Genomic DNA, 1,294 nt, shown 5'->3' with positions numbered 1-1,294 from the left:
TCGGCTGGCCTGGATGCAGGACATCTATCGGCTGACCCCTGACGACCGGGTGCTGCAGAAGACGCCGTTCGGGTTCGACGTCTCGGTGTGGGAGTTCTTCTGGCCGTTGGCGCACGGGGCTGAGCTGGTGATTGCGCGCCCCGGCGGCCATCAGGATCCGGCTTATCTGGCTGAGCTGATCGAACGCTGTGGTGTGACCATCCTGCACTTCGTGCCGTCGATGCTGCAGGCGTTCCTGGAGGCGGCGGATCTCTCTCGCTGCGGCAGTCTGCGTGACACCATCTGCAGCGGCGAGGCGCTGGCTGTGGAGACGCAGAACCGCTTCCTCAGCCTGCTGCCCTCGTGCCGGCTGCACAATCTCTATGGCCCGACCGAAGCAGCGGTCGATGTCAGCGCCTGGCCGTGCCGGCTTGATCCAGCAGCGACGCAGGTGCCGATCGGCCGTCCGATCAGCAACATCCAGCTCTATGTGCTGGACCATCGGCTCGACCCAGTGCCGATCGGCGTGGCCGGCGAGCTCTATATCGGCGGCGTCGGCATCGCCCGCGGCTATCTCGGCCGTCCGAGCCTCACCGCGGAACGCTTTGTACCGAATCCGTTCGCATCCGGCGAGCGTCTGTATCGCACCGGGGATCTGGCGCGCTGGCGCGCTGACGGCGCGCTCGACTATCTCGGCCGCATCGACCACCAGGTGAAGATCCGGGGCTTCCGCATCGAGCTCGGCGAGATCGAGGCCGCGTTGCTGTCCCATCCTGCTGTCGAGCAGGCGGCGGTGATGGTGCGTGATGACAGCGGTGAGCGGCGGCTGGTCGGCTACGTCACGACACGCGACAACGCGCCGTTCGAGGCGGAAGCGCTGCGGCGGCATCTGCAGACCACGCTGCCCGACCACATGGTGCCGTCGGCGATCGTCAGGCTCGACCGTCTGCCGCTATCGCCGAACGGCAAGCTCGACCGCAACGCGCTGCCGGCGCCGGAGTGGCAGGGCACAGTCGAGATCATCGCGCCCCGCAATGCGGCTGAGACGATATTGGCCACCATCTTTGCCAACGTCCTCGGCTTTGATCGGATCGGCATTAATGACGACTTCTTCGCGCTCGGTGGGCATTCGCTGCTTGCCACTCGGGTCGTCGCCCGCGCCCAGCAAGAGCTTGGCGTGCAGGTCCCGCTGCGCATCCTGTTTGAAGCGCCGTCCGTTGCAGGCTTGGCCGAGCGGCTGCAACTCGCGCCAGCGACATCGGTGCTTCCTTTGGAGTCGGTTGCGCGCGACGTGCCCTTGCCATTGTCGCATGGT

Annotated in this window: 1 protein-coding gene; it reads left to right on the top strand. The window is 66.4% G+C overall.

The genetic code is table 11. From position 1 onward, the window contains the following. Positions 1–13: 13 nt before the first annotated feature. Positions 14–1,294: AMP-binding protein (locus tag BRAS3843_RS06150; protein WP_244425135.1), on the top strand; the 1,281-nt coding region annotated here is incomplete at its 3' end.

Origin of the sequence: Bradyrhizobium sp. STM 3843 (genome assembly GCF_000239815.1) — a bacterium.
Lineage (GTDB): Bacteria > Pseudomonadota > Alphaproteobacteria > Rhizobiales > Xanthobacteraceae > Bradyrhizobium.
The sequence above is the reverse complement of the archived record's forward strand: the minus strand, read 5'-3'. Positions and strand labels throughout refer to the sequence as shown.